This window comes from Cellulosimicrobium sp. E-16 (assembly GCF_049913115.1).
Taxonomy (GTDB): domain Bacteria; phylum Actinomycetota; class Actinomycetes; order Actinomycetales; family Cellulomonadaceae; genus Cellulosimicrobium.
On sequence record NZ_CP183974.1, the window covers coordinates 3030763 to 3056416 of the forward strand.

The following is a 25654-nucleotide window of genomic DNA, read 5'->3' on the forward strand; positions in this document are numbered from 1 at the left end:
CGGCATGATGCCAGGTGCAGGTGACGGGGACGAAGACGCCCCGGAGCCGTCAGGCCCGGGCGGCCCACTCGCGGCGCAGGACGCCCAGGACGACGGCGTCGTGCCGCACGCCGTCGACGACGCGGGCGTCGCGGAACCGGCCCTCCTCGACGAGGCCGAGCGCTCGGGCTGCACCGAGCATCGCGGCGTTCCCCGACCACGTCGCGAGGTCGAGGCGGACCCAGTCCGTCACCGAGAACAGGTAGGTGATCCACGCGCCGAGCGCGTCGCGGCCCAGGCCTCGGCCGCGCACCGCGGGGTCGTACAGGCCGATCCCGACCCGCGCCCACTGCGTCTCGGCCGACTCCCAGTACCAGGAGCACGTCCCGACGAGCCGGTCCTCCTCGTCGGCGACGACGACGCGCCCCGGCGGGAGGCCGTCGTCGTCCAGGCCGTCGGCGCGGGCGGCCTGCGCGGCGGCCGTGCGCGCGAGGCGCGCGACCGCGGCGTCGGACGCGGCGTCGTCGGGCACGGGGTAGTACGGGCCGTCCCATCGGTGCCACTCGTGCTCCGGGCGCAGCCACGCGCGGTAGGCCGCGAGGTCGTCCGCGCGCCACCCGCGCAGGCGGGTGCGCGCCCCGGCGGCGTACAGCGGTACGCCGCCGGGTGCAGCCCCGGTCACTCCTCGCCGGGCTCCGTGCGCGCGTCGTCGCCGACGACCGGCGCGGGGGCCGCGCCGTCGTGCTCGTGCTCGTGCTCGTGCTCGTGCTCGTGCTCGTGGGCGTGCGCCGCGGCCGCCGCGATCGTCGCGAGCGTGGCCTTCACGGCCTCGCGCGCCTCGGACGAGACCTCCGGCAGGACCGGGACGGCCGGCTGCGGGAGCGTGATGGCGGAGTCCTTGCCGGCTGCGGCGGTGGCGGTGCCGCGCTTGCGGCGCGACCGCGAGCGCCCGGCCTCGGCCGGCTCCTCCGCGGCCGCCGGGCCGCTGCTCCCGCCGTGGTCGTGGCCTCCACGACCGTTGCCGCCCGACTTCTCGATCGGGTCGGTGTGCACGATGAAGCCGCGCCCGTGGCAGTGCTCGCACGTCTCGCTGAACGCCTCGACCAGGCCCTGGCCGACGCGCTTGCGCGTCATCTGCACGAGCCCGAGCGAGGTGACCTCGGCGACCTGGTGCTTGGTGCGGTCGCGGCCCAGGCACTCGACGAGGCGACGCAGCACGAGGTCGCGGTTGGACTCGAGCACCATGTCGATGAAGTCGATGACGATGATGCCGCCGATGTCGCGCAGCCGGAGCTGGCGGACGATCTCCTCGGCCGCCTCCAGGTTGTTGCGCGTCACCGTCTCCTCGAGCGTGCCGCCCGAGCCGGTGAACTTGCCCGTGTTGACGTCGACGACGGTCATCGCCTCGGTGCGGTCGATGACGAGCGAGCCGCCGGAGGGCAGCCAGACCTTGCGGTCCATGCCCTTGGCGAGCTGCTCGTCGACGCGGTGCACGGTGAAGACGTCCTGCGTGCCCGTCCACTTGGAGACGCGCTCGCGCAGGTCCGGGGCGAGCTCCTCGACGTACGACGAGATCTCGCTCCACGCCCCGTCGCCCTCGACGACGAGCGAGCTGAAGTCGTCGTTGAAGATGTCGCGGACCACGCGGATCGCGAGGTCGGGCTCGCCCTGGAGCAGCGCCGGCGCCGAGGCGCTCTTCGACTTCTTCTCGATGGCCTCCCACTGGCCGCGCAGCCGCTCGACGTCGGCCCGCAGCTCCTCCTCGCTCGCACCCTCGGCGGCGGTGCGCACGATGACGCCCGCGCCGTCGGGCACGACCTCCTTGAGGATCTTCTTGAGGCGGTTGCGCTCGGTGTCCGGGAGCTTGCGGCTGATGCCCGTCATGCCACCACCGGGCACGAACACGAGGTAGCGGCCCGCGAGCGTGATCTGCGACGTGAGGCGCGCGCCCTTGTGCCCGATCGGGTCCTTGGTCACCTGGACGAGCACGGAGTCGCCCGACTTGAGCGCCTGCTCGATCCGGCGCGGCTGGCCCTCGAGCCCTGCCGCGTCCCAGTTCACCTCGCCCGCGTACAGCACCGCGTTGCGGCCCTTGCCGACGTCGATGAACGCGGCCTCCATGCTGGGCAGCACGTTCTGGACGCGGCCCAGGTACACGTTGCCCGCCATGGACGCCTGCGACTGCTGGGAGACGTAGTGCTCGACGAGCACGCCGTCCTCGAGCACGGCGATCTGCGTGCGCCCCGCGCGCTCGCGCACGACCATCGACCGCTCGACCGCCTCACGGCGCGCGAGGAACTCCGCCTCGGTGATGATCTGACGGCGACGACCGGCGTCGCGCCCCTCACGGCGACGCTGGCGCTTCGCCTCCAGACGCGTCGAGCCCTTGAGCGCCGTGACCTCGTCGGCCAGGCTGCGCTCGCGCGGCCGCGAACGGGTCGAGGAGCTCTCGCCGCTCTCACCCCGTCCACCGCGGCGGCGGCGACGCCGACGGCGGCTGCCGCCCGCCTCGTCCTCGCCGGACTCGGCGTCGGCGGCCTCGTGCTCGGGCTCGTCGGCCTCGGCGGTCGCGCCGGCGTCGGCCGGCTCGTCACCCTCGGCGGGGGCCTCGTCGCTCTCGTCCTGCTCGCGACCGGAGTCGGGACGACCGCGGCGACCGCGGCCACCGCGGCGACGGCGGCGGCGGGGACCGGAGTCCGCGTCGTCGGACGCGGTCTGGTCCTCCGGGGCCTCGGGCTCGGCCTCGTCCAGGTCGGCGAAGTCCTCCGGGCCGAACGTGTCGTCGGGGAGCTCGATCCCCTCGGCGACGAGCTCCGACTCGATGGCCTCGATCTCCTCGACGGCGGCGGCGTCCTCGCCCGTGAGAGCGACCTCGACCGTCACGTCCTCCGTGCGCTCGGACGCCACCGGGGCAGCCGCGGACTCCTGCGGAGCCCGCTCGCGCGGCTCGGCCGCCACAGGGGCCTCCTGGGCCACGGGGGTCGGCTCGACGTGGCGCGGCGGACCGGCCGGGCTCTGGGCCCGGCGGGGACGACGCGGCGCGGCCGCGGGGTCGGGCGCCTGGAAGAGCAGGGCGGTCGTCGCGAGCCGCGGCGAGCTCGTGCCCGCGCCGGTGGCGGCGGGCGAGAGGGGGGCCTCGGGTGCGGCCGTGGGTGCCGGAGCGTCGCTCGACGTCGCCCCGGCCGCCTGCTGCGGCTCGGTCGGGGCCTCGGCGGGGGCGGCCTTCGAGGTGGCGCGGCGCGAGCGGCGCGCGGGCTTCTTCGGCGTCTCCTCGGAGGTCGCTGCGTCCGGCTCGACGAGCGGCGTGGTGGCCTCGGCCACGACGGGCGTGGTGTCGTCTGCCGTCGTGACCGGAGCCTGCGCGTCAGCGACCTTCGCGGTCGGGGCCTTCGCGGTCGGGGCGCCGGCCGCGGAGGTCGCGCGGCGCGAGCGGCGCGCGGGCTTCTTCTCCACGGCAGCCTCGGCCGCGGCCTGCGCAGGCTCGGTCGGGCCGGCGGGCTCCACCTCGGGCGCCGCGGGCGCGGCGACGTCGTCCGCCGGGGCCGCCTTGCGCGACGTCCGGGTGCGCTTGGCCTTGCGCGGCGCGTCGGACGCGCCGAGCAGCGCGTCGGCGTCCGGGCCGGTGGCCGCGGGCGCCGCCTGCTCCACGGCGGGGGCCGCGCTCAGCCCGAACTCCGAGAGCACGTCGAGCGGGGCGTCGGGGGCGGCGGTCGCGGGCTTCTTCGCGCCGCCCTGGGCGCGGCGCGCGGTGCGGCCACGGCCCTTCGGGGCGGTCGCCTCGGGCGCAGGCTCGGCGTCAGCGGGCGCCGGGGCGTCGGAGGACGCCGCGTCTGCGACGGGGGCCGCGGGGGCGTCGGCGGCAGGCTCGACGGTCGCGGACGTCGCGCGGGTCGCGCGGCGCGATCGGCGCGCGGGCTTCTTCTCGGCTGCGTCGGGAGCCGCCGCCTCGGCGACCGGCGCCGGGTCGGCGGGTGCCGTGGGCGCGTCGGCGGGGGTGGTCGCAGCCTCTGTCGGCGCGGCAAGGGCCTGGGGCGGCGCCGCGCTGCGGGTGGCGCGACGGCGGGCGGGCTTGCGCCCTGCGGTGGTCGGGCTCTCGGCCCGGTCGTGGGTCGCGGCGGCGTCCGCCGTCGACTCTGAGGGGGTGCTGTCGGAGGTGCTGTCGAGCGTCACGCGTCGTGCTCCTGCTGCCACAGGGACCGCCCCGCACCGTGCGGCCCTTCGGGGCGGTCGGTCGTCGCTCGTGACGAGCGCACCGGAGCGCGTCGTCCGGCGACGGAAGTCGTCGGCCACGGCCGCGGTCCGCGTGCGCGGCGCGGGCGCCTGCCACCGGGCCCTTCGCCCCGGTCGGCGCTCCGACTGCCGCGGTCCGCTGGTGCCGCGATCTCGTGCTCGTCGGGAGGGCGATGCGGAGCCCACCCGGCTCCGCCCAGTATCGCACAGGGGCGCGAACGAACCTCGGCGACACGCACCGCGCCCCGGGCCGCGGGTCCCGGCAGATCAGGACCATGGTCCCGGAGGCTTGTGAACATAGTCACAAGCGGCGTGTTTTCAGCACTTGGCGTCATCTCCCGCCCTGCCGATGGGGCAGATTGGGCCTACCGTCGGAGCACGGGCGGTCCTCCTCCGGACCGTTCTGACCGGCGTCGTAGCTCAGCACCTCCCCCTGAAGCCCGCCGACCCGTCGGCCCCCCGAGGAGCGCACGTGGAAGCCCTGGATCTCGCCCGGTGGCAGTTCGCCATCACGACCGTCTACCACTTCATCTTCGTCCCGTTGACCATCGGGCTGGCGCCCCTCGTCGCGATCATGCAGACGGCCTGGGTCCGCACCGGCAACGAGCGGTGGCTGCGCCTGACCAAGTTCTTCGGCAAGCTCCTGCTCATCAACTTCGCCCTCGGCGTCGTGACGGGCATCGTGCAGGAGTTCCAGTTCGGCATGAACTGGAGCGAGTACTCGCGGTTCGTCGGCGACGTGTTCGGCGCCCCGCTCGCGATGGAGGCGCTCGCCGCGTTCTTCATCGAGTCGACGTTCCTCGGGCTGTGGATCTTCGGCTGGGACCGCCTCAACAAGAAGGTGCACCTCGCGTGCATCTGGGCCGTGGCGATCGCGACCAACCTCTCCGCGTTCTTCATCCTCGCCGCGAACTCGTGGATGCAGCACCCCGTGGGCGCGGTCTTCAACCCCGAGACCGGGCGCGCCGAGATGAACGACATCGGCGCCGTCCTCACGAACAACACCCTCTGGGCCGCGTTCCCGCACCAGATCACGGCGACCTTCCTCACCGCGGGCACGTTCGTCACGGGCATCGCCGCCTGGTGGATGGTCCGGCTCGTGCGCACCAGGAAGGCCGAGAACGTCGAGCTCGCGCGCGACGTCTACCGCCCGGCGGTCACGCTCGGCGTCATCGCCATGCTGGTCGGCGGGATCGGCGTCGCCGTCTCCGGCGACATCCAGGGCAAGATCATGTACGAGCAGCAGCCCGGCAAGATGTCGTCCGCCGAGGCGCTGTGCCAGGGGCAGGAGGCCGCCGCGTTCTCCATCCTCACGATCGGCGACCTGTCGAACTCGTGCGAGAACGTCACGCACCTCATCGAGATCCCGGGCCTCGCGTCCTACCTCGGCACCGGCCACTTCTCCGGCCCCGAGTCCTACCTGCCGGGCGTCGAGGACGTCCAGGAGCAGATGACCGAGCGCTACGGCGACGTCACGGCCGCCGGCGACCCCGTCACGTACACGCCGAACCTCGCGATGACGTACTGGTCCTTCCGGCTCATGATCGGAATGGCCGCGGGCTCCGTGCTCCTCGCGCTCATGGCGCTGTGGCTCACGCGCAAGGGCCGGGTCACGGACAACACGTGGTTCGCGCGCGTCGGTCTCATCGCCATCCCCATGCCGTTCCTCGCCAACTCGTTCGGCTGGATCTTCACCGAGATGGGCCGCCAGCCGTGGGTCGTCGCCCCGAACCCCACGGGCATCGACCAGATCCGCCTGCTCACCGAACGGGGCGTGTCGACCGTGGTGAGCCCCGGCGTCGTGCTCACGTCGATGATCGTGTTCACGCTCCTGTACGGCGCGCTCGCCGCGGTCTGGTTCACGCTCATGCGCCGCTACGCGATCGAAGGCGTGCCGCTCGTCGTGCACGACGAGTCGCCCGAGGCGCAGGAGCCGCCCGACGACGGCACCGAGGCCGCAGACCGACCGCTGTCCTTCGCGTACTGACGCGCCCGGACCCGTCCAGAATCTCAGGAGAACACCACCGTGGATCTCGCCGTCGTCTGGTTCGTGCTCATCGCGGTCCTGTGGACCGGCTACCTCGTGCTCGAGGGCTTCGACTTCGGGGTCGGCATGCTGCTGTCGATCCTCCCGCGCGGTGACAAGGAGCACCGCGAGAAGGAGCGCCGCGTCCTCATCAACACCATCGGCCCCGTCTGGGACGGGAACGAGGTCTGGCTGCTCACCGCGGGCGGCGCGACCTTCGCCGCCTTCCCGGAGTGGTACGCGACCCTCTTCTCGGGCTTCTACCTGCCGCTGCTGCTCATCCTCGTCGCGCTCATCGTGCGCGGCGTGGCCTTCGAGTACCGCGGCAAGATCCGTGACGAGGGCTGGGCACGGCGCTGCGACGTCGCGATCCAGGTCGGGTCCTGGGTGCCCGCCGTGCTGTGGGGCGTCGCGTTCGCCAACCTCGTGCGCGGCGTGCAGCTCGACGCCGACCACCAGTTCGTGGGCGGGTTCTTCTCGCTCCTGTCGCCGTTCGCGCTGCTCGGCGGTCTCGTCACGCTGAGCCTGTTCCTGCTGCACGGCTCGGTGTTCGTCGCCCTGAAGACCGATGGCGAGATCCGCGCCCGGGCACGCCAGCACGCCTCGGTCTTCGGCGTCGCGGCGCTCGTCCTCGCGGGCGGCTGGGCCGTGTGGGCCCAGGTCGCGTACTCCGTGCCGTGGACGTGGGCGGCCGTCGTGCTGGCCGCCGGCGGCCTCGTCGCGGCGCTCGTCGCCAACCGCCGGGGCGCCGAGGGCTGGGCGTTCACCGCCTCCGCGGTGACGATCGTCGCGGCCGTCGTGCTCATCTTCGGGTCGATGTACCCGGACGTCATGCCCGCGGTCGACCCCGCGAACTCCCTGACGATCCACAACGCGTCGTCCACGGACTACACGCTCACGGTGATGACCTGGGTCGCGGTGATCCTCACGCCCCTCGTCATCGCCTACCAGTCGTGGACCTACTGGGTGTTCCGGCGCCGCCTGTCGACCAAGGACATCCCCGCGCCCGCCGGCCTCTCGCTCAAGAAGGTCCGCGAGGCGGCGTTCGGCGGGGCGTCCTCCGGCGGCTCGGCGGGCCGCGACCTCGGGACCGGCGGGTCGGGAGACGCGTGAAGCCGCTCGACCCGCGGCTCCTGCGCCACGCGCGGGCCGCGCGAGGGTACGTCGTCCTGACGGCGGTGCTGGGGTTCGCCACGGCGGCCCTGGTGGTCGCCCAGGCCGTCGTCCTCGCGTCCGTCCTCGCGCCGGCGATCCAGGGGACGGCCGACCTGGCCGACCTCGGGCCGCGGGTCGGGCTGCTCGCCGGGGTCGTCGCGGCCCGGACCGCGACGTCCTGGGCGCAGGAGCGGTTCGCGCTGCGCGCCGCGACCCGGACCGTGGCCGAGCTGCGCGAGCAGGTCGTCACGCACGCCGTGGCTCTCGGGCCGCGGTGGCTCGCGTCGGGGCGCGGCCCCGAGGTCGCCACGCTCGCGACCCGCGGGCTCGACGCCCTCGAGCCGTACATGGTGCGCTACCTGCCCCAGCTGCTGCTCGCCGCGACCGTCACGCCCGCGACGCTCGCCGTCGTGCTCGGCCTGGACTGGGTCTCGGCCGTGATCATCGCCGTGACCATCCCCCTCGTCCCGATCTTCATGACGCTCGTCGGGCGGCTCACCGCCGGGACGTCGGAGCGGCGCCTGGTCGTCATGCAGCGGCTCGGCGCGCAGGTCCTCGACCTGCTCGCCGGCCTGCCGACCCTCCTCGCGTTCGGCCGCGCGCGCGGCCCGGAGCAGCGCGTGCGCGCCCTCGGCGAGGCCAACCGGCGCGCGACCATGGGCACGCTGCGCATCGCGTTCCTCTCCGGCATGGTCCTCGAGCTCCTCACGACGCTGTCCGTCGCGGTCGTCGCGGTGGGCGTCGGCCTGCGCCTCGTGCACGGCGGCATGGAGCTCGAGCCCGCGCTCGCGGTGCTCGTGCTCGCGCCCGAGGTCTACCTGCCGCTGCGTCAGGTCGGCCTCCACTTCCACGCCTCGACCGACGGCATCGCCGCGGCGGAGCAGGCGTTCGCGGTGCTCGACGAGGAGGCCCCCGAGCCGGGGACGACCCCCGCGCCCGCGCTCGTCGGCACCGTGCTGGCCCTGCAGGGCGTGAGCGTCCGGGCGGGCGATCGCGACGTGCTCGCGCCCGCCGACCTCGACCTCACGCTCCGGTTCGGCGGGTCGGGCCGCGTCGTGGCCCTCACCGGCCCGAGCGGGGCGGGCAAGACGACGACCGCGCTCGTCCTCCTCGGCCTCGTCCGCCCCGACCAGGGCTCGGTCACCCTGACCGCTCCGGGTGCCGGGCCGCTCGACCTCGCCGACGTCGACCCCGCGACGGTCTGGCCCCAGGTGGCCTGGCTCCCCCAGCGCCCGGCGCTCGCCCCGGGCCGTCTGCGCGACGTCGTCGCCGGCGGGCTGTCGGTGAGCGCCGCGGACCTGGACCGCGCGGCCCGCACCACCGGGCTCGACGCCGTCCTCGCGACCCTTCCCGACGGCTGGGACACCGAGATCGGACGCGGCGGCGTCGGACTCAGCGTGGGCCAGCGCCAACGCGTCGCGCTCGCCGCAGCACTGCTCGGCGACCCCGCGCAGGTCCCGCTCGTCGTGCTCGACGAGCCGACGGCCCACCTCGACGCCCGCGGGGAACAGGTCGTGCTCGACGCCGTGCGGGCCTTCCGCGACCAGGGCAGGACAGTCGTCGTCGTCGCGCACCGGGCCTCGCTCGTCCGCGCCGCGGACGACGTCGTCGAGGTCCGCTCGGCGGCGCTAAACGACCGGCCGGCTCTCGCGGACGGCGGGCCCGAGGACGCGGTCGAGCTCGCCCCCGCCACCGCGCCCGTCGAGGGGAGGCACCCGTGACCGGTCCTCGTGCTCGCCTCGCGGACGACCCGCTGTGGCGCGCCGTCGGGCTGCTCGACGTGCGCTGGCGTCGCGTCGTGTGGGCCGTCGTGCTCGGCACGCTCTCGCTCGGGAGCGCCGTCGGCCTCGCGGCCGTCGCCGCGTGGCTCATCGCGCGCGCCTCGCAGATGCCGCCCGTCCTCACGCTGTCCGTCGCGGTCGTCGGCGTCCGCGCGTTCGGCATCTCGCGCGGGGTGTTCCGCTACCTCGAGCGCCTCGCCTCGCACGACGTCGCGCTGCGCGGCATGGCCGCGCTGCGCGCCAACCTCTACACCGCGCTGGCGGAGGGATCCCCGGGTGCGCTCGTCGGACTGCGGCGCGGCGACCTGCTCGCCCGGGTCGGCGCGGACGTCGACGCGGTGGGCGACGTCGTCGTGCGCGCGCTCGTCCCGGCGGGCGTCGCGCTGGCGATCTCCGTGGGGTCCGTGGTGCTCGTCGGGGCGTTCCTCCCCGCCGCGGGCGTCGCGCTCGCGCTGTGCCTGCTCCTCGCCGCGGTCGTCGCGCCGTGGCTCTCCGCACGGTCGGCGCGTGAGGTCGAGGCGCGCGGCGCGACGACGCGCGCGGCGATGACCGCGACGACGCTCGAGATCCTCGAGCAGTCCGGCCCGCTCGCCGTCTCCGGACGTCTCGACGCGCGCCTCGACGACCTGCGCGCGACGGACCGCGCCCTCGCCCGCGTGACCGACGACGGCGCCCGCCCCGCCGGGGTGGCCGCCGGGATCGCCGCGCTCGCGGTCGGCCTCGCGGTGCTCGCGTCCCTCCTGCTCGGCATCCCTGCGGTGACGGGCGGGACGCTCGCGCCCGTGGAGCTGTCGGTCATCGTGCTCACGCCGCTCGCGGTGTTCGAGGCCGCGAACGCCCTGCCCGCCGCCGCCGTCCAGCTCCACCGCTCGCGCCAGGCAGCGGCACGCGTCGTCGCGCTCCTCGACGGCTCCGCACCCCGCGTCACCGCGACGGCCCGCGCCGCGGACGGTTCCGTCCCCGGTCCGGCGGAGCCGTCGTCCACCGGGCAGACCTCGCTCGCGCTCGACGACGTCGCGGCGGGCTGGCCGGGCGCGGCGCGCGTCGTCGTGGCGGGCGTGGACCTCGACCTGCGCCCCGGGCGCGCGGTCGCGGTCGTCGGACCGTCCGGCGTCGGCAAGACGACGCTGCTCGCGACCGCCGCCGGGCTCGTCCCCGCGCTCGCGGGCCGGGTGACGCTCGACGGGACCGAGGCGAGCGCGCTCCCCCGCGAGGCCGCGGCGCGCGGCGTCGTGCTCGTCACCGAGGACGCGCACGTCTTCGACACGACGGTGCTCGAGAACCTGCGCGTCGCGCGGGGCGACGTCACGGCCGAGGAGGCCGCGACGACGCTGCACGACGTCGGCCTGGACACCTGGCTCTCCGCGCTGCCGGACGGTGTCGAGACGCTGCTCGGCCCGGACGCCACGACCGTGTCCGGAGGCGAGCGTCGTCGTCTGCTCGTCGCGCGGGCGCTGCTGTCGCCCGCACCTCTGCTGCTGCTCGACGAGCCGGCCGAGCACCTCGATGCGGCCGGCGCCGACGCGCTCGTGCGGCACCTCGTCGCGACGACCCGCGCGCCGGCGGCCGCGTCGGCCGGAGGTGGCCGGCGCGGCGTCGTCCTCGCGACGCACCGGCTCAGCGCGCTCGAGGCCGTCGACGAGGTGCTGCTCCTCGGTGTCCCCGACGGTGCGCCGGACGATGCTCCGGCTCGCGTCGTCGCGCGCGGGACGCACGCCGAGCTGCTCGGGCTCCCCGCCTACCGGTGGGCGCTCGACCAGGAGGCACCCGCACCGGGGTAGCCCCGAGATCGACCCGTACGGTCGAGATCGCCCCTCTGAGGGCCGATCTGGTGACGTACGGGTCGATCTCGGACGGTGTCAGCGCGTCAGCCCTCGCCGAGACGCGCGAGGAACAGCGCCTCGCCGACCGCGAGGGTCTCGATCTCGCTCGGCGCGACCGACTCGTTGGGCGCGTGGATGAGGCACGCCGGCTCCTCGACGCCGAGGAGCACGATCTCCGCGTCGGGGTACTGCCCGGCGAGCACGTTGCACAGCGGGATCGAGCCGCCCTGCCCCGCGGTCACCGTCTCGCTCCCGTACGCGTCCGCGAGCGCCGCCGTGAGCGTGTCGAAGACGTGCCCGCTGGTGCGGGCCGCGAACGGCTGCCCGACGGCGTCACGCTCCACGCGCACCCGCACCCCCCAGGGCGCGTGGGCCTCCAGGTGGGCGACCAGCTTGTCCTGCAGCTCCTGAGCGTCCGAGCCCGGCGGGACGCGCAGGTTGAGCCGCGCCGAGGCGCGGGGCTGGATCGCGGCGGCGGAGCCGACGACGCTCGGCGCGTCGATCCCGAGGATGGTCACCACCGGGCGCGCCCAGAGCCGGTCGGCGACGCTCCCCGTCCCGACGAGCCGGACGCCGTCGAGCACGCCCGCGTCGTGACGGAACTGGTCCTCGTCGTATGCCACGCCGTCCCACGTCCCGTGCGCGACGGCGGCCGGCACGCCGTCGATCGTCGTGTCGCCGTTCTCGTCGCGCAGGCTCGCGAGCACCGCGACGAGCGCGGCGAGAGCGTCCGGTGCCGCCCCGCCGAACATGCCCGAGTGGATCTCGCCCTCGAGCGCCTCGACGTGGACGACGACGTTCGCCGCACCGCGCAGCGTCACGGTGAGCGTCGGCAGGCCGAGCTCGGCGTTCCCCGTGTCCTGGATGAGCATCGCGTCGGCGGCGAGCGCCCCCGGGTTCGCCTCGACCCACTGGTCGAGGCCGCCCGTCCCCTGCTCCTCCGAGCCCTCGACGACGAGCCGCACGCCGACCGGGTAGTCCTCGCCACCGAGCGCGCGCAGGGCACGCAGCGCGGTGAGGTGCGTGACGATGTTCCCCTTGCAGTCGGCGGCACCGCGCCCGTAGAGGCGACCGTCGCGCTCGGTGAGCTCGAACGGCGGCGTCGTCCACGCGGCGTCGTCGAGGGGTGGCTGCACGTCGTAGTGCGCGTAGAGCAGGACGGTCGGTGCGCCGTCGGGGCCGGGACGGTGCCCGAGCACGACCTGCGACCCGTCGGGGGTGACCTCGAGGCGCGTGTCGATCCCCTCGGCGCGGAACGCGTCGGCGACCCACCGCGCGGCGCGCTCGCACTCGGCGCGCGGGAAGAGGCGCTCGTCGGCCACGGACGGGATGGCGACGAGCGTGCGCAGGTCGTCGAGCGCGCGGGGCACGAGGCCCCGTACGGCGGCACGCACCTCCTCGACGTGACCGGCGCCGTCGGGTCGTGCTCCGGTGCCCTGCTGGCTCATGCGTCCTCCTCGGTCGGGGTGCCGTCGGCGCCCTCGGTGGCGTCGCTGCCCGGCTCGGTCGTGCGGCCGGGGTCGAGGTCGAGCGAGTCGACGTAGGCGTCGAACTCGTCGAGCTGGTCGGGGCAGTAGACCTCGATGACGAGCCGGTCGCCCGCGAGGCGACGCTCGTCGAGCACGGACGGGCGCAGCCCCGGTCCGGCCGCCCCGTTCGCGGCGCCGAGGTTCGCCGTCGCCTCGACGAGCGCCGCCGGGTCGGTGCAGAAGCCGCCGCCGTCGTCGCCCAGGACGTCGGCGATCGTCTCCTCGCTGAAGGCCGTGATCCCGATCTCGGCGAAGCGGTCGTGCAGCTCGGCCGCCTTCTGCTCGGCCTCGCGCGCGTCGCGGTGGGACCGCACGTTGTCGAAGACGATCAGCATGACCGCGCCGAGTGCGACCAGCAGCAGCGCGGCGGCCGTGTACGTCACCCACCGCTTGGACGAGACCGGCTCGGGCTCGTGCACGGGGACGTGGTCGGGGCGTGTCGAGGTCATGCCGCCTCACCCTCCCCCGCCTCGTCCGCCGCCGCGATGGCCGCGGCCTCGGGGTCCTTCCAGGACGGCTTGCGCAGCAGGTAGAACAGCGCCGGGACGAGCAGGCCGATGATGCCGAGTCCGCCGCCCACGATGAGCACGTACACGCCGACGTTCCCGCTCGAGAACTGGGCGGGCGGCACGAACCCGATGATCATCGCGGCCACCGACGCGCAGAACCCGACGACGCACAGGAGCGTGAGCGCCGGGGCGCGGTAGCCGCGCGGGTGGTCGGGTGCGCGACGGCGCAGCCGCACGGCCGCGATGAACAGGAGCAGGTACATGACGAGGTACACCTGCGTCGTGATGACGGACAGGATCCAGTAGGCGCTCGACACGTCCGGGATGAACGCGTAGAGGAGCGCGATCCCGGTCGTGACGATGCCCTGCGTGACGAGGATGTTCTGCTGCACCCCGTGCTTGTTGAGCCGCTGGAGGAACGGCGGCAGGTAGCCCTCCTCGCGCGCGACCGTGAGCAGGCCCTTGGACGGCCCGGCGAGCCACGTGAGCATCCCACCGAGGGACGCCGCGATGAGCATGAGACCGAGGATCGGCGTCAGCCAGCTCACGCCGAAGTTGGCGAAGAACGCGTCGAACGCCTGCATGACGCCCGCGGTGAGGCTGAGCTGGTCGGCCGGGATCACCCAGCTGATGGCGACGGCCGGGAGGATGAAGATGAGGAGCACGAGCCCGATCGCGAGGAACATCGACCGCGGGAACTCCGTCGAGGGCTTGCGCAGGCTCGTCACGTGCACCGCGTTCATCTCCATGCCCGCGTAGGACAGGAAGTTGTTGACGATGAGCACCAGGGACGCGAGCCCCGTCCAGGCCGGCAGCAGGTGCTGGGCGTCCATCGGTGCGGCCGACGGGTTGCCCTGGCCGAGGAACACGATGCCGAGCACGACGAGGATCGCCGCCGGGATGAGCGTGCCGATGATCAGTCCCCAGCTCGACAGCCCGGCGACCGTCTTGGTGCCCTGCGAGGAGAGCCACACGCCCGTCCAGAAGAGCACGACGATGACGATCGCCACGTAGAGCCCGTTGCTCGCGAGGCTCGGGTTGATGACGTACGCGAACGTGCTCGCGACGTACCCGAGCAGGCTCGGGTAGTAGAAGATCGTCATCGCGAACTGGCACCAGATGGCGAGGAAGCCGAGCGGCTTCGAGACGCCGTCCGCGACCCACCGGTACACCCCGCCCGACCAGCCGGACGCCAGCTCGGCGGACACGAGCGACGTCGGCAGCAGGAACACGAGCGCCGGGACGACGTAGAGGAACACCGCCGCGAGGCCGTAGACCGCCATCGTCGGCGCGGCGCGCAGGCTCGCGACCGACGACGTGATCATGAACGCGAGCGTGAGCCAGGTGATGTAGTTCTTCGGCGTCCGTGCCGTGATCGCCGCGCGCACCTCTGCGTGCGTCGGCGCACCCGTGGACGAGCCCATCCCCACCCCCGAAGCCGTGACCCCGCGGGGCCGACCGGGACGGCGCGCGGAGGGCGCGTCGTCGGAACATCGCGAACATATCGCCGGGGGCCAGGTCGCGCCTGCGGAAGCGCAGGTGGGAGGGCCGAGCGCACCGGAGAGGCGACCGGCACGGTGATACGTTCGCGAGGCGGTCCGTCCCGCGCCGGGAGGCCGCGACCTCGACGGACGACCCCGGGAGCAGCGTTGAAGATCCTCGTGCCCAGCACCATCGCCCTCGACGTGCGCGGCGGCCCGGGCGACGAGGTCGTCGGCTACGACGCCGCGGCGCCCCTGAGCCCCGCGGACGCCGACGCCGAGGTGCTCGTGGCGTGGGCGAACACCCCCGCAAACCTCGCGGACGCCGCCGCGCGGCTCACCCGCCTGCGCTGGGTCCAGACGCTCGCGGCCGGTCCGGACGCCGTGCTGGCCGCCGGGTTCCGGCCCGAGGTGACCATCACGTCGGGCCGGTCCCTGCACGACGGCCCGGTCGCCGAGCACGCGCTCGCGCTCGTCCTCGCGGCGGTGCGGCGGCTCGACGTGCTCGGGGAGGCGCAGCGCGAGCACCGGTGGGACACCGCCGTCAACCGCGCCCAGGCCGACCCCGCGACCGCCGCGCGGTACACGCTCGACGGCGCGCGCGTGACGGTCTGGGGGTTCGGCTCGATCGCGGCGCGCCTCGCGCCGCTGCTCGCCGCCCTCGGCGCCCAGGTGACCGGCGTCGCGGGCAGCCGAGGCGAGCGCCACGGCTTCCGCGTCGTGACGGACGACGACCTCCCGGACGTCCTCGCGACGACCGACGTGCTCGTCTCCCTGCTCCCCGCCCTCGACGCGACCCGGCACGCGTTCGACGCCGCCCGGATCGACCAGCTCCCCGACCACGCGGTCTTCGTCAACGTCGGGCGCGGCGCCACGGTCGACGAGGAGGCGCTCGTCGCGGCGCTGCGCGACGGCCGTCTGGGTGGTGCCGCACTCGACGTCACGGAGAGCGAGCCCCTGCCCGCCACGTCACCCCTGTGGGACGCACCACGCCTGATCCTCACGCCGCACGTCGCGGGCAACCGCCCCCAGCGCGCGTCGGACCTCGTGAACGCCAACCTCGACGCGCTCCGCGCGGGCCGCGAGCTCCGCAACGTCGTCCCCCGCTGACCCGCTGAGTGCATGAAATAGTCGCGTCCGAGTCGATCGGGCGCGACTATTTCATGCACTCAGCGGAGCCGGGGGCGGGCTACCAGCGGCCGTTGCGCGGGCGCGGCTGGCAGCGCGGGCACGTGTACGACGACCGGTTCATGAACTCGTCGCGCCGGACGGGCGTGCCGCACCGGGGGCACGGCTCGCCCTCCTGCCCGTACACCGCGAGCGAGCGCGAGAAGTAGCCGGACTGCCCGTTGACGTTGACGTAGAGCGCGTCGAAGCTCGTGCCGCCCTGGGCGAGCGCCTCCGTCATGACCTCGGCGGCGGCGTCGAGCAGGCGGTGCGCCTCCGGGCGGCGCAGCGTGTCGGTGGCGCGCGCGAAGTGCAGCCGGGCGCGCCACAGCGCCTCGTCGGCGTAGATGTTGCCGACCCCGGACACGACGGTCTGGTCGAGCAGCGCGCGCTTCACGCCGGTCCGACGACGGCGGATCGCGTCCACGACGTCGTCGCGCCGCAGGGCGGGGTCGAGCAGGTCGCGGCCGATGTGCGCGACCGGACCGGGCACGGCGGCGAGGTCGGAGCCGAGCCCGCCCGGCGCGCCGTCGGGAGTGGGCACGAGGTCCTGGACCGAGAGGTGCCCGAACGTGCGCTGGTCGACGAAGTCGAGCGCGAGAGCGCCCGCCGGACCGGCGCCGTCGGGCTCGAGCACGAGCCGCACGCGCAGGTGGGGCGACCTCTCGCCGAGGCCGGGCCCCGAGCGCACGAGGAGCTGGCCCGACATCCCGAGGTGGGCCAGCAGGGCGGCCGCGGGGCCGTCGTCGGGCCCGTTCGTCGACCCGGCCTGCGCCAGCGGGAGCCACAGGAACTTGCCCCGGCGCACGGCCGCGTCGAGGCGCTGGCCCAGGAGCTGGTCCCGGAAGTCGGCGGGGCCGCCGTCGTGGCGCCGCACGCTGTAGTCGCGCAGCACCTCGACGTCGACGACCCGCGCGCCCAGCACGTGGCGGTCGAGACCGTCGCGGACGGTCTCGACCTCGGGCAGCTCAGGCACCGGTGTCCTCGACCGCCTCCGCCGTCACCGTCGCCGTCGCGTGCTCGTCGGACGGCCGCGACTCCGCCCGCTCGGTCGCCAGGGCCCGGTAGGCGCGCTCGGCGGCCTCCTGCTCCGCGTACTTCTTCGCGGTCCCGCTGCCGGTCCCGTAGAGCCGGCCGTCGAGGTGCACGTACGACGTGAAGACGCGTGCGTGGTCGGGCCCGACGGCGTCGCTCGAGTAGGAGGGCGCGCTCAGCCCCGCGGCCGCGGCCGCCTCCTGGAGCGACGTCTTCCAGTCGAGCCCCGCGCCGAGCCCCGCGGCGGCCGACAGCGTCGGCTCGACGAGCCGGAGCACGAGGCCGCGCGCGGGCTCGAGCCCGTGGCTCAGGTAGACCGCGCCGATGATCGCCTCGACCGTGTCCGACAGGATCGAGTCCTTGTCGTTGCCGCGCGTGCGGATCTCGCCCTTGCCGAGCAGCACGTACTGGCCGAGGCCGAGCCGGCGAGCGATCGCGGCGAGCGACTTCTGCGAGACGGTCGCGGCCCGCATCTTGGCGAGCTCGCCCTCCGACAGGTCGGGGTGGCGGCGGTAGAGGGTCTCCGTGACGACGAGGCCCAGGACCGTGTCACCGAGGAACTCGAGACGCTCGTTCGTGGGGATGCCGCCGTTCTCGTGCGCGAACGACCGGTGCGTGAGCGCAAGCACGAGAAGCTCGGGGTCCAGATGGACCCCGAGCTTCTCGAGAAGACCGGATGCCGGTGCAGCCGGTGCCACGCGCCTCAGCCTGCGTGCTCGGTGCGCAGCGCCTCGGCGTACTGGCGGCCCTTGTAGGTACCGCACGTCGGGCACGCCGCGTGCGACAGCTTGTCGCCCTTGCACTGCGGGCAGGTGGTGAGGTTCGCGGCGGTCGTCTTCCACTGCGAACGACGCGCACGGGTGTTGCTGCGCGACATCTTGCGCTTCGGAACAGCCACGGCTAGCTCTCTTTCGTCTCGTCGGACACGTTCGAGGTGTCGAACATGCTCTCCAGCGCCGACCAACGAGGGTCGGCAAGGTCGTGCGTGTGCCCCGGGTCGTCCGCCAGACGCGCCCCGCACTCGGAGCACAGCCCCGGGCAGTCCGCTCGGCACACCGGACTGAATGGTAGTGCAGTGACGACCGAATCCCGTAGCGCGGGCTCGATGTCCGCGAGGTCGCCGTCGAGGTCGTAGACGTCCTCGGCGTCCTCCAGGTCGTCGCCCGACTCGTGGGCCGCCTTCGCGCGCTCGGGGTAGGCGAAGAGCTCCCCGAGCTCGACCGTGACGTCCTCGCGGACCGTGTCGAGGCAGCGCACGCACTCCCCGACCGCGTGGCCCGACACCGTGCCCGAGACGAGCACGCCCTCCATGACCGCCTCGAGACGCAGGTCGAGCTCGAGCTCGCTGCCCTCGGGGATGCCGATCACGGCGGTCCCGAGGTCGGCCGGCGCAGGCACGGTCCGGCGGACCGTCAGCATGCTCCCGGGTCGCCGACCGAGCTCGTGCGTGTCGAGCACGAGCGGCGACGTCTTCTCGGCGGTGATGGCGGACTCCAGGATCGCCAGGCCGCGGGCGTGGGCGCCCGCGGACGGATGGTCAACGATGGTCGGGGGCCGACGGCCGCTCGACGGCGACTGCCAGGCACAGGCCGACGCGTGACGCGCCGAGCCAAACATCGATCTTACGTCACGCGACGGCCCGACCGCCACCTGCCCTCCGCGCCCGAAGAGCCGGGATCCCGACGTCGGGACGACGGCCCCACGGATCGGTCGCGGCCCGCGACCCTCAGCGCCCGGCGCGCTCGCGCATCGTCGCGGGGAACGGCGACTCCTCCGCCTCGCCGACCCGGTCCCCGAGGCGGTCCGCGAGCTTCGCGCGCCCACCCTGGACCTGCGCGAGCAGCTTGCCGAGGTCGACCTCGAAGTCCGCGAGCCTGCGGTCGCAGTAGTCGTCGGCGTCGCGCCGGAGCACGGCCGCCGCCTCGTCGGCCTCGTCGACGATCTCCCGGGCCCGCGACTCGGCCTGGACCACGACCTGCTCCGCCTGCACGAGCTCGATCGCGCGCGCCCGCGCCGTCGTGAGGATCTCCTCCGCCTGCCGGTGCGCGTCCTCGAGCACGGCGTCCGCCTGGGCGAGCACCTCGTCGGCGTGCGCGAGCTGCTCCGGCAGCGCGCCGCGCAGCTCGTCCAGGAGCGCGACCGCGTCGCCCTTGTGCACCAGCACCGACGCGGACATGGGCATCGCCCGCGCCGACTCCACGAGGTGCGCGAGGTCGTCGAGGATCGCGTTGAGCCCGACCTGCGCCTCCTGCGTCGCGTGGTCCTCGTGCGTCACCCGTCGGTCCTGCTGCTCGCTCACGTACCCGGTCCTTCCCGTCGTGCTCACCTGCTGCTCCCCTGCACCCGTGCCAGCGCCGCACGGACGGCGTCCCCGACCCCCGGGGGGACCAGGTCGTCGACCGGCCCCCCGTAGCGCGCGATGTCCTTCACGAGCGACGACGCGACGTGCAGGAGCGCGGCGTCGCCCGCGACGAACACGGTCTCGACGCCCGCCAGGTGCCGGTTCATGAGCGCCATCGGCAGCTCCGCGTCGAAGTCCGCGCCACCGCGCAGCCCCTTGACCACGGCGCCCGCGCCGATCTCCCGGCAGAAGTCCACCAGGAGCCCCGGCACGACCTCCACGCGGACCCCGTCGAGCCCGGCGTCGGCGACCGCCGCACGGGCCAGCGCGACCCGCTCGTCGACCCCCAGCAGCGCCGACTTCGACGCGTTCCGCGCGACGCCGACGACGACCTCGTCGAAGAGCGCGCGGGCACGTCGGACGATGTCGAGGTGGCCCAGGGTGATCGGGTCGAACGACCCGGGACAGACGGCTGTGGTCACCTCGTCACGGTAGTACACGAGGCCGTGCGGACCTCGGCGGCACGACCGGGCGGGCGCGGATCGGCGTCGCGCGCGACGATGGTCCGCGTGACCGCCCCGGAGGAACCCGCCGTCGTCCCGCTCACGACGCCCGAGCTCGTGCGCTCGCTCCACCGCGACGTGCTCGCGCCGTCGTTCCCGCCCGCCGAGCTCGTGGACCTCGACGAGCTCCTCGACGACCACGCGAGCGGACGTCTGCGCAGCCTCGGGGTGGTGGAGGACCGCCGTGTCGTCGCCGGCGTCGTCGGCGAGTGGTTCCCCGACGCGCGCGTCCTCCTCGTCCTCTACCTCGCCATCGCGCCCGGTCGGCGCGGCGGCGGGGTCGGCGGGCGGCTCGTGGCCGCTGCCCTCGACGACTGGCGCGCCCTGGACCCGCTCCTCGTCGTCGGGGAGGTCGAGCACCCCGCGCACCACGTCGGCAGCGAGGCGCACGGCGACCCCGTCGCGCGGCTGCGGTTCTACGCGCGCCTCGGCGCCCGCGTCCTCGCGCTCCCCTACTTCCAGCCCGGCGACGGCCCCGGCGGCGAGCGCGTGCCCGCGCTCCTGCTCGTGTCGTTCCCCCTCGGGCGGGGCACCCCCGACGTCGTCCCCGCCGCGCCGCTGCACGCGTTCCTCGCGGAGAACCTCCGCGCGAGCGAGGGCAGCCTGGCGGACGACGCCGCGACCCGCCGCCTGCTCGACGCCGCGTCCGGAGACCGCGTCGCGCTCGTCGACCCGGCCGACCCCGCCGCCCTCGCGGCCGTCCCCGTCGGTCTCCTCGCCCCTGACGAGGCCCACGCGCCCCGCGCCTGACGGCGGCGTCCGCCGAGGCCACCCGCCCGCCGAGGAGCGCTTCAGCAGACGACCGCCGCCCGCTGAACACGTGGTGCTGCCCGTTCCGCGCCGGGGACGAGCGACGGCCGCATGCTCGGCCTGAGCGAGGGCTCTGTCCCGGCAGGGCGAGGTCCTCCGGCGTGGTGGCGCGCTACGTCTCGTCGGGGAGCTCGGGGCCGACGAAGTACACCGCCGTCTCGCCGTAGTCCTTGTGCGCCACGAGCTCCCAGCCGGTCGGCCAGGTCGGTTCCGGGGTGCGGGTCGAGCGCTCGACGACGACGACAGCGGCCGGGTCGAGGACGCCGGGCACCGCGAGGTGGGCGAGGACGCGCTCCAGCGCCTCCGCGGTCACGTCGTACGGCGGGTCGACGAGCACGAGGTGGTACGGGCCGTGGCCCGCGCGACCGGCCGGTGTCCCGTCCGCGCCGCCGAGGGCCGCCCGCTGCGTCGCCTCCGCCGCCACGCCGGCGACGAACGTCTCGGCCGGCTGGGCGACGACCCGGACGCCGCTGAGCCCCAGGGCGGCGACGTTGCGTCGGGCGACGTCGGCGGCGACCCGGGCGGAGTCGACGAGCGTCACGTCGGCAGCGCCGCGGCTCGCGGCCTCCAGACCGAGCGCGCCCGAGCCTGCGTAGAGGTCGAGCACGTGCGCGTCGTCGACGACGCCGAGGTGCTCGAGCCGCGAGAAGATCGCCTCCCGCACGCGCTCGCTCGTCGGGCGGGTACCGCGGGGCGGGACCTGCAGAGTGCGCCCGCCGACTGTTCCCGCCACGATCCTCGTCACGCGCCCACCCTACGCACGGGCCGAGGGTCGCGACGCACGCGGCACCCCGCCGGGACGCACCTTGCCGGGGCACGCCCGGACGGCGGCGCGCGGAGCCGTCGCCGTCCCCCGTCACGCGCGCTCGAGGAACTCCTCGCGCTCGGGGTCGAGCTGGTCGCGGATCGCGTCGGCGAGCGCCGGGTGGCCGGTCAGGTCGGGATCCTCCGCCACGACGACGGCCGCGTCGGCACGCGCGGTCGCGATGACGTCCGCGTCCTTGACCACGCGCAGGAGCCGCAGCGAGCTCGCGCGCCCCGACTGCGCGGCGCCGAGGACGTCGCCCTCGCTGCGCAGCTCGAGGTCGACGGTCGCGAGCTCGAACCCGTCGGTCGTCCGGGCCAGCGTCTCGACGCGCGTCGCGGCGGGCGTGCCGGGCTGCGCCGTCGAGACGAGCAGGCACAGCCCCGCCGCGGAGCCGCGGCCGACGCGCCCGCGGAGCTGGTGGAGCTGGGAGATGCCGAACCGGTCCGCGTCGAGCACGACCATGACGGTGGCCTCGGGCACGTCGACCCCGACCTCGACGACCGTCGTCGAGACGAGCACCTGGACCGCGCCCGACGCGAAGTCGGCCATCACGGCGTCCTTGTCCGCCGGCGGCATCTGCCCGTGCAGCACCCCGACCTCGAGCCCCGCGAGGCGCGGGTGTCCGCGCAGCTCCTCGGCGACCTCGAGCACGGCGCGCAGGGGTGCGCGGTCCGACGAGTCCGGGGCGTCGGGGTCGAGGAGGAAGTCGGGCACCTCGTCGAAGTCGTCGGTCCCCTTCGGCGGTCCTTCCGCGTCCGGCTCGTCCGGGTGGATGCGCGCGCACACCACGTACGCGCGGTGCCCGGCGTCGACCTCCTCGCGCACGCGCGCCCAGGTGCGCTCCATCCACGCCTCGTTGCCGGCCGGCACGACGTGGGTCGTGATGCCGGCGCGCCCGGCCGGGATCTCCGTGAGCGACGACGTCTCGAGGTCGCCGAACACGGTCATCGCGACCGTGCGCGGGATCGGGGTGGCCGTCATGACGAGGAGGTGCGGGGCAGTCCGCGCCTTGGCCCGGAGCGCGTCGCGCTGCTCGACGCCGAACCGGTGCTGCTCGTCCACGACGACGAGGCCGAGGTCGGCGAACTGCACGTTCTCGGACAGCAGCGCGTGCGTGCCGACGACGATCCCGGCGGCGCCGCTCGCGGCGTCGAGCAGCGCCTCCTTGCGCGCCGCCGCGCCGAGCGAGCCGGTGAGGAACGCGACGCGCGTCCCGTGCTCCGCGCCGCCCAGGAACCCGCCCTCGGCGAGCGGTCCGAGCAGCGCGCGCAGGGTGCGCGCGTGCTGCGCGGCGAGCACCTCGGTCGGGGCGAGGAGCGCCGCCTGCCCCCCGGCGTCGATCACCTGGAGCATGGCGCGCAGCGCGACGACCGTCTTGCCGGAGCCCACCTCGCCCTGGAGGAGCCGCTGCATGGGCCGCGCGAGCGCGAGGTCCGCCACGATCTCCTCCCCGACCTCACGCTGACCCGTCGTCAGCGTGAACGGGAGGGCGTCGTCGAAGTCGGCGAGGATGCTCGGCTCCCCCGGTCCGCGGGGTGGACGGGCCGTCGCGGGCTCGGCGGCGGCACGGGCCCGGCGCTGGGCGAGCGCCGCCTGGAGGACGAACGCCTCCTCGTACCGCAGCCGGTCGCGCCCCCGCTGCCACTGCTTCTCGTCGTAGGGCTCGTGCACGTCGCGCAGCGCCTCGAGCCGCGTCCCGAGCCCGTGGCGCTCGCGGACGGCGTCCGGGAGCGGGTCCGGGACGTCCTCCTCGCGCAGGGGGTCGAGCACGGTGCGCACCGCGGGCTGGATCTTCCAGCTCGGGATGCTCGCGCTCGCGGGATAGATGGGGATGGGCCGGCTCGCCTCGAGCACGGCGCTCTCGGCGTCCTCGGCGTCGTCGTCGACCCCGATGATCTTGTAGTCCGGGTGCGTGAGCTGGCGCGTGCCCCGGTACAGCCCGACCACCCCCGTGAAGAGCCCGTGCCGCCCCGGGGCGAGCCGCTGCTCGTGGTAGCGCAGGACGTTGGGGCTCTTGGCGAAGAACGTGAGCGAGAGCTGCTGCGGGCCGTCGGTCACGACCGCCTCGAGGATCGCGCCCGCACGGTTACGCATGCGTCGGACCGTCGCGCTGCGGACCTGCGCGACGATCGTCACGTGCTCGCCGAGGGCGAGGCCGCCGAGGTCGGTGAGGCGGCCCGGGTCCCCGTAGCGACGCGGGTAGTGCCGCAGGAGGTCCCCCACGGTCTCGAGGCCCAGCTTCGCCAGCGGGCCCGCGCTGCGCGTCCCGACCGCGCGGGTCAGCGGCTCGGACAGGCGGTCGCTCATCCCTCGGCCCCCACGGTGACCTCGATGTCGTCCGCCGCGGCCTCCGGTCCCTCGACGGCGAGCGTGACGACACCGCCGTCGCGCCCCGAGCGCAGGACCACGACCTCGGCGCCGTCCCCGGTCGCGTGCGCCGCGAGCGCGTCGAGGGCCGCGCCCGGCACGTCGTCGTCGGCGAGCACCGTGACGAGCGCCCCGAGGAGAACCCGGATCGGTCCGAGCAGGTCCGTCAGTCGCTGCGCCAGCGCCGGGGCCGGCACGCCCGCGGTGTCGAGGCGAGCCCACCGTGCGGCGTCGAGGGCCGACCGGGCCGCCTCGAGCCGCTGCGCGCCACCGGGCTCCACGAGCTGCGCGGCGGCGAGCGCCACCGCGACGTGCAGGTCGGTCACGGCGGGCAGCACCTCGAGCGTCTCGACCCCGTCGTCGCGCAGGGTCGCGCGCAGGGAATCGACGTCGTCCTCCCGCAGGTCCGCGCCGGGCAGGAGCGCGACGTGCGACGCGCGGGCGTCGACCGCGACGCGGTGCAGGGCGGTCAGGTCGAGGGGGCCGGGAGCCTCCCGCAGCAGCACGACGGCCCCTGCCCGGGCGAGGTCCGCGACGAGCGCGGGCGCCGTGGTCACCGCGACCACCCCGGGGGTGTCGGCGACGGCGGACGCACCGGTCCGGGCGTCGTGCGCCCCGGCGGCAGCGGCGTCCGGGGCGTGGCCCGGCTCGTGGGGTCCCGGGAGGTGGCGGACACGCACCTGGCGCAGTGCGACGTCGGCACCGGCCGTGGACGGCACGCGGACCTCGTGGCCGTCCCGCGCGGACCGCAGGGTCGCGAGCGTGGCTCGCCCGACGGCGACCGCGGCCATCGGGTCGTCGGTGTGGACGTGCGCCTGCCAGAGGCCCGAGCCGTCGTCGCCCGGCCCGCCCACCACGACGACGGAGTCGCCGATCCGCGCGAGCTCCGCGCGGAGCGGCTCGGCGGGGTCCCCGACGGCCACGCCTGCAGGGTGCTCCGCACCGCCCACCGGGACGTCGACCACGTACATCACCTCGAACTCGCCCCCCTCGTGCCTGGACCGCGGTCCGGCGCCCGCGTCACCGGGCGAGCCCGGCACCGGCACCATGCCGGCCATCATGCCGAGCACCTCCGACACGCCCGCCCCGGCGGGCGCGGCGTCGTCGGGCGCGCCGGGCGCGGACCCCGGGGCGGACGCGGCGGCCGAGGGGTCGTTCCCGGCGACACGGGCGTCGAGCGCCGCGACGAGCGCGCCGAGGACCAGCACGAGGCCGAGGGCTCCGGCGTCCAGGACCTGCGCCCGGGCGAGCACGTCGAGCTCACCGGTGCTGCGCAGGGCCGCGGCACGCGCCGCGTCCCGGGCCGCGGCCGCGACCACCGCGGGCGAGGAGGCGCCGGGCCCCTCCGACGCGGTCGCCGCGGCGCGCGCCGCGGCGTCGGCCGCCGTGAGGATCGTGCCGGGTGCGGGACGGGCGACCGCGCCGCGCGCGGTGCGGGCGGCGCGCTCGAGGCCCGCCGCGAGGGCGGCACCGGTCACGGTCCGGTGCTCGGCGAGCGCGAGCGCGATCCCGCGGAGGTACTCGCTGAGGATGACGCCCGAGTTGCCGCGCGCCCCGACGAGCGCGCCACGGGCCAGCCGCACGAGCAGGTCGCCGGCGCCGCCCGCCGCGCCCGCCTCCGCGGCCCCCGCCGCGTCACCGCCCGGCAGCGCCCGGACGGCGTCGACGAGCGTGAGGTACATGTTGGTGCCCGTGTCGGCGTCCGCGACGGGGAACACGTTCACGCGGTCGAGCGACTCGCGCGCGGCGGCGAGCGCGCGGACGCCGCCGCGGCCCCACGCGACGACGACGGCGGCGTCGACCACGTCGGCTCCGGGGCTCACGTCGGACCGGCTCCTCGCGCTCGGGGGACGACCGGACCGGGCGGCCGGACGGTCGGACGGCACCGTGGGCCGTCGGGACCACGGTAGTCAACCGCGCGCGGCGTCGGGGCGCGCGGTGGGCCACCCCGGGCACCCGAGGGTGTGACGAGCGCCCGGTTTGAGCTCAGGCCCTCGGATCGGCTACCCTGACGAGGTTGCCCGGGTGCTTCGCGCGCCCTCGACACCGT

General features: G+C 75.3%; 20 protein-coding genes. 6 read left to right on the forward strand and 14 right to left on the reverse strand.

Annotation, left to right across the window (positions count from 1 at the left end; genetic code table 11):
• Window positions 1-49: 49 nt before the first annotated feature.
• Both ACN9MS_RS13475 and ACN9MS_RS13480 read right to left on the reverse strand, forming a co-directional pair.
• Window positions 50-661: a GNAT family N-acetyltransferase gene (locus tag ACN9MS_RS13475; protein WP_426309045.1), complete on the reverse strand. Its 612-nt coding sequence runs from the start codon at window positions 659-661 to the stop codon at window positions 50-52.
• Window positions 658-4149, reverse strand: a complete 3492-nt coding sequence (locus ACN9MS_RS13480; protein ID WP_426309046.1) for an Rne/Rng family ribonuclease — start codon at window positions 4147-4149, stop codon at window positions 658-660. Before ACN9MS_RS13480 ends, ACN9MS_RS13475 begins: the two co-directional genes overlap by 4 nt.
• A gap of 532 nt (window positions 4150-4681) precedes the next feature.
• On the opposite strand from ACN9MS_RS13480, the gene ACN9MS_RS13485 reads away from it, so the two are divergent.
• The 4 genes from ACN9MS_RS13485 to cydC are packed head-to-tail and all read left to right on the forward strand — an operon-like array spanning window position 4682 to window position 10952.
• On the forward strand, window positions 4682-6196 hold the full coding sequence (locus ACN9MS_RS13485; RefSeq protein WP_426309047.1) for a cytochrome ubiquinol oxidase subunit I: 1515 nt from the start codon (window positions 4682-4684) through the stop codon (window positions 6194-6196).
• Window positions 6197-6235: 39 nt separating this feature from the next.
• Complete coding sequence (gene cydB / locus ACN9MS_RS13490; protein WP_389279723.1) at window positions 6236-7348, forward strand: cytochrome d ubiquinol oxidase subunit II; 1113 nt, start codon at window positions 6236-6238, stop codon at window positions 7346-7348.
• Window positions 7345-9111, forward strand: a complete 1767-nt coding sequence (gene cydD / locus ACN9MS_RS13495; RefSeq protein ID WP_426309048.1) for a thiol reductant ABC exporter subunit CydD — start codon at window positions 7345-7347, stop codon at window positions 9109-9111. Before cydB ends, cydD begins: the two co-directional genes overlap by 4 nt.
• Entirely contained in the window at window positions 9108-10952 is a 1845-nt protein-coding gene (gene cydC, locus ACN9MS_RS13500) for a thiol reductant ABC exporter subunit CydC (protein WP_426309049.1), read from the forward strand. Before cydD ends, cydC begins: the two co-directional genes overlap by 4 nt.
• Before the next feature lie 86 nt (window positions 10953-11038).
• On the opposite strand, the gene ACN9MS_RS13505 is transcribed toward cydC, so the two are convergent.
• The 3 genes from ACN9MS_RS13505 to ACN9MS_RS13515 are packed head-to-tail and all read right to left on the reverse strand — an operon-like array spanning window position 11039 to window position 14456.
• A complete protein-coding gene (locus tag ACN9MS_RS13505) occupies window positions 11039-12442 on the reverse strand; it encodes a dipeptidase (RefSeq protein WP_426309050.1) in 1404 nt (467 codons plus the stop codon).
• Window positions 12439-12972, reverse strand: coding sequence for a hypothetical protein (locus ACN9MS_RS13510; protein ID WP_426309051.1), 534 nt, complete (start codon window positions 12970-12972; stop codon window positions 12439-12441). The genes ACN9MS_RS13505 and ACN9MS_RS13510 overlap by 4 nt, the downstream gene beginning before the upstream one ends.
• Window positions 12969-14456, reverse strand: coding sequence for an APC family permease (locus tag ACN9MS_RS13515; protein ID WP_426309052.1), 1488 nt, complete (start codon window positions 14454-14456; stop codon window positions 12969-12971). The genes ACN9MS_RS13510 and ACN9MS_RS13515 overlap by 4 nt, the downstream gene beginning before the upstream one ends.
• A 225-nt stretch (window positions 14457-14681) precedes the next feature.
• Here ACN9MS_RS13515 and ACN9MS_RS13520 point away from each other — a divergent pair, with 225 nt between their 5' ends.
• Entirely contained in the window at window positions 14682-15623 is a 942-nt protein-coding gene (locus tag ACN9MS_RS13520; RefSeq protein ID WP_426309053.1) for an NAD(P)-dependent oxidoreductase, read from the forward strand.
• A 79-nt stretch (window positions 15624-15702) separates the two neighbouring features.
• Here ACN9MS_RS13520 and mutM read toward each other — a convergent pair whose 3' ends face one another.
• The 6 genes from mutM to coaD all read right to left on the reverse strand — a co-directional run bounded on the left by mutM (window position 15703) and on the right by coaD (window position 19538).
• Window positions 15703-16656 (reverse strand): bifunctional DNA-formamidopyrimidine glycosylase/DNA-(apurinic or apyrimidinic site) lyase, encoded by a 954-nt coding sequence (gene mutM / locus ACN9MS_RS13525; protein ID WP_426309054.1) that lies wholly within the window; start codon window positions 16654-16656, stop codon window positions 15703-15705.
• Window positions 16649-17413 carry a ribonuclease III gene (rnc, locus tag ACN9MS_RS13530; RefSeq protein ID WP_426309055.1) on the reverse strand — a complete coding sequence of 255 codons (765 nt, stop codon included), beginning with the start codon at window positions 17411-17413 and terminating at the stop codon, window positions 16649-16651. Before rnc ends, mutM begins: the two co-directional genes overlap by 8 nt.
• 5 nt (window positions 17414-17418) lie before the next feature.
• Window positions 17419-17613 carry a 50S ribosomal protein L32 gene (rpmF, locus tag ACN9MS_RS13535; protein WP_021482203.1) on the reverse strand — a complete coding sequence of 65 codons (195 nt, stop codon included), beginning with the start codon at window positions 17611-17613 and terminating at the stop codon, window positions 17419-17421.
• Window positions 17614-17615: 2 nt separating this feature from the next.
• The gene (locus tag ACN9MS_RS13540) at window positions 17616-18134 is read right to left on the reverse strand and encodes a YceD family protein (RefSeq protein WP_426311897.1); all 519 of its coding nucleotides are present in this window, start codon (window positions 18132-18134) and stop codon (window positions 17616-17618) included.
• Window positions 18135-18441: 307 nt separating this feature from the next.
• Window positions 18442-19014: a hypothetical protein gene (locus tag ACN9MS_RS13545; RefSeq protein WP_426309056.1), complete on the reverse strand. Its 573-nt coding sequence runs from the start codon at window positions 19012-19014 to the stop codon at window positions 18442-18444.
• A gap of 23 nt (window positions 19015-19037) precedes the next feature.
• Complete coding sequence (gene coaD, locus ACN9MS_RS13550) at window positions 19038-19538, reverse strand: pantetheine-phosphate adenylyltransferase (RefSeq protein ID WP_426309057.1); 501 nt, start codon at window positions 19536-19538, stop codon at window positions 19038-19040.
• Window positions 19539-19625: 87 nt separating this feature from the next.
• Here coaD and ACN9MS_RS13555 point away from each other — a divergent pair, with 87 nt between their 5' ends.
• Window positions 19626-20369: a GNAT family N-acetyltransferase gene (locus ACN9MS_RS13555; RefSeq protein WP_426309058.1), complete on the forward strand. Its 744-nt coding sequence runs from the start codon at window positions 19626-19628 to the stop codon at window positions 20367-20369.
• A 172-nt stretch (window positions 20370-20541) separates the two neighbouring features.
• On the opposite strand, the gene rsmD is transcribed toward ACN9MS_RS13555, so the two are convergent.
• From rsmD to ACN9MS_RS13570, 3 genes are all read right to left on the reverse strand, one after another.
• Window positions 20542-21174 (reverse strand): 16S rRNA (guanine(966)-N(2))-methyltransferase RsmD, encoded by a 633-nt coding sequence (rsmD, locus tag ACN9MS_RS13560; RefSeq protein ID WP_426309059.1) that lies wholly within the window; start codon window positions 21172-21174, stop codon window positions 20542-20544.
• A gap of 111 nt (window positions 21175-21285) precedes the next feature.
• Complete coding sequence (locus ACN9MS_RS13565) at window positions 21286-23544, reverse strand: ATP-dependent DNA helicase RecG (protein WP_426309060.1); 2259 nt, start codon at window positions 23542-23544, stop codon at window positions 21286-21288.
• A complete protein-coding gene (locus ACN9MS_RS13570; RefSeq protein ID WP_426309061.1) occupies window positions 23541-25427 on the reverse strand; it encodes a DAK2 domain-containing protein in 1887 nt (628 codons plus the stop codon). Before ACN9MS_RS13570 ends, ACN9MS_RS13565 begins: the two co-directional genes overlap by 4 nt.
• Window positions 25428-25654: the final 227 nt, after the last annotated feature.

Excerpts from the sequence above, each read along its gene's own strand:
- ACN9MS_RS13510 (WP_426309051.1), bottom strand. The coding sequence starts at position 12,972 with ATGACCTCGACACGCCCCGACCACGTCCCCGTGCACGAGCCCGAGCCG.
- ACN9MS_RS13565 (WP_426309060.1), bottom strand. The coding sequence starts at position 23,544 with ATGAGCGACCGCCTGTCCGAGCCGCTGACCCGCGCGGTCGGGACGCGC.
- ACN9MS_RS13515 (WP_426309052.1), bottom strand. The coding sequence starts at position 14,456 with ATGGGCTCGTCCACGGGTGCGCCGACGCACGCAGAGGTGCGCGCGGCG.
- ACN9MS_RS13540 (WP_426311897.1), bottom strand. The coding sequence starts at position 18,134 with ATGCTGACGGTCCGCCGGACCGTGCCTGCGCCGGCCGACCTCGGGACC.
- ACN9MS_RS13505 (WP_426309050.1), bottom strand. The coding sequence starts at position 12,442 with ATGAGCCAGCAGGGCACCGGAGCACGACCCGACGGCGCCGGTCACGTC.